General features: G+C 55.9%; 1 rRNA gene. It reads left to right on the forward strand.

What is annotated here, in order from left to right:
• A 23S ribosomal RNA gene (locus ACWC9R_RS37010) occupies positions 1-2,476 on the forward strand; the annotation flags it as partial.
• Between the last annotated feature and the right edge of the window lie 21 nt (positions 2,477-2,497).

Below are 2,497 nucleotides of genomic sequence, written 5' to 3' on the forward strand. Positions count from 1 at the left end.
GGTGCGTCGTGACTGCGTGCCTTTTGAAGAATGAGCCTGCGAGTTTGCGGTATGTTGCGAGGTTAACCCGTGTGGGGAAGCCGTAGCGAAAGCGAGTCCGAATAGGGCGTTGAGTAGCGTGCCCAAGACCCGAAGCGGAGTGATCTAGCCATGGGCAGGTTGAAGCGGAGGTAAGACTTCGTGGAGGACCGAACCCACCAGGGTTGAAAACCTGGGGGATGACCTGTGGTTAGGGGTGAAAGGCCAATCAAACTCCGTGATAGCTGGTTCTCCCCGAAATGCATTTAGGTGCAGCGTCGTGTGTTTCTTGCCGGAGGTAGAGCACTGGATAGGCGATGGGCCCTACCGGGTTACTGACCTTAGCCAAACTCCGAATGCCGGTAAGTGAGAGCGCGGCAGTGAGACTGTGGGGGATAAGCTCCATGGTCGAGAGGGAAACAGCCCAGAGCATCGACTAAGGCCCCTAAGCGTGTGCTAAGTGGGAAAGGATGTGGAGTCGCAGAGACAACCAGGAGGTTGGCTTAGAAGCAGCCACCCTTGAAAGAGTGCGTAATAGCTCACTGGTCAAGTGATTCCGCGCCGACAATGTAGCGGGGCTCAAGCACACCGCCGAAGTCGTGTCATTGCAGTAATACTCCTAACGGAGGCTGTGATGGGTAGGGGAGCGTCGTGTGCCGGGTGAAGCAGCCGTGGAAACGAGTTGTGGACGGTTCACGAGTGAGAATGCAGGCATGAGTAGCGATACACACGTGGGAAACGTGTGCGCCGATTGACTAAGGGTTCCTGGGTCAAGCTGATCTGCCCAGGGTAAGTCGGGACCTAAGGCGAGGCCGACAGGCGTAGTCGATGGACAACCGGTTGATATTCCGGTACCCGCTTTGAAACGCCCAGTATCGAATCCATTAATGCTAAGGCCGTGAAGCCGGCCTGGAGTCTTCGGACAAAGGGACGTGGTGGAGCCGCCGATCCAAGGTGGTAGTAGGTAAGCGATGGGGTGACGCAGGAAGGTAGTCCAGCCCGGGCGGTGGTTGTCCCGGGGTAAGGGTGTAGGCCGTGTGGTAGGTAAATCCGTCACACGTTAAGGCTGAGACCTGATGCCGAGCCGATTGTGGTGAAGTGGATGATCCTATGCTGTCGAGAAAAGCCTCTAGCGAGTTTCATGGCGGCCCGTACCCTAAACCGACTCAGGTGGTCAGGTAGAGAATACCGAGGCGTTCGGGTGAACTATGGTTAAGGAACTCGGCAAAATGCCCCCGTAACTTCGGGAGAAGGGGGGCCATTGCTGGTGATGAGTCTTGCACTCTGAGCTGGTGGTGGCCGCAGAGACCAGCGAGAAGCGACTGTTTACTAAAAACACAGGTCCGTGCGAAGCCGTAAGGCGATGTATACGGACTGACGCCTGCCCGGTGCTGGAACGTTAAGGGGACCGGTTAGTCATGATTCGTCATGGCGAAGCTGAGAACTTAAGCGCCAGTAAACGGCGGTGGTAACTATAACCATCCTAAGGTAGCGAAATTCCTTGTCGGGTAAGTTCCGACCTGCACGAATGGCGTAACGACTTCTCGACTGTCTCAACCATAGGCCCGGTGAAATTGCATTACGAGTAAAGATGCTCGTTTCGCGCAGCAGGACGGAAAGACCCCGGGACCTTTACTATAGCTTGATATTGGTGTTCGGTTCGGCTTGTGTAGGATAGGTGGGAGACTTTGAAGCAATCACGCCAGTGGTTGTGGAGTCATTGTTGAAATACCACTCTGGTCGTGCTGGATGTCTAACCTGGGTCCGTGATCCGGATCAGGGACAGTGTCTGGTGGGTAGTTTAACTGGGGCGGTTGCCTCCTAAAGAGTAACGGAGGCGCCCAAAGGTTCCCTCAGCCTGGTTGGCAATCAGGTGTTGAGTGTAAGTGCACAAGGGAGCTTGACTGTGAGACTGACGGGTCGAGCAGGTACGAAAGTAGGGACTAGTGATCCGGCGGTGGCTTGTGGAAGCGCCGTCGCTCAACGGATAAAAGGTACCCCGGGGATAACAGGCTGATCTTCCCCAAGAGTCCATATCGACGGGATGGTTTGGCACCTCGATGTCGGCTCGTCGCATCCTGGGGCTGGAGTCGGTCCCAAGGGTTGGGCTGTTCGCCCATTAAAGCGGTACGCGAGCTGGGTTTAGAACGTCGTGAGACAGTTCGGTCCCTATCCGCTGTGCGCGTAGGAGTATTGAGAAGGGCTGTCCCTAGTACGAGAGGACCGGGACGGACGAACCTCTGGTGTGCCAGTTGTCCTGCCAAGGGCATGGCTGGTTGGCTACGTTCGGAAAGGATAACCGCTGAAAGCATCTAAGCGGGAAGCCTGCTTCGAGATGAGTACTCCCACCTCCTTGAGGGGTTAAGGCTCCCAGTAGACGACTGGGTTGATAGGCCAGATATGGAAGCCCGGTAACGGGTGGAGTTGACTGGTACTAATAGGCCGAGGGCTTGTCCTCAGTTGCTCGCGTCCACTGTGT

Source organism: Streptomyces sp. NPDC001219 (genome assembly GCF_053597915.1).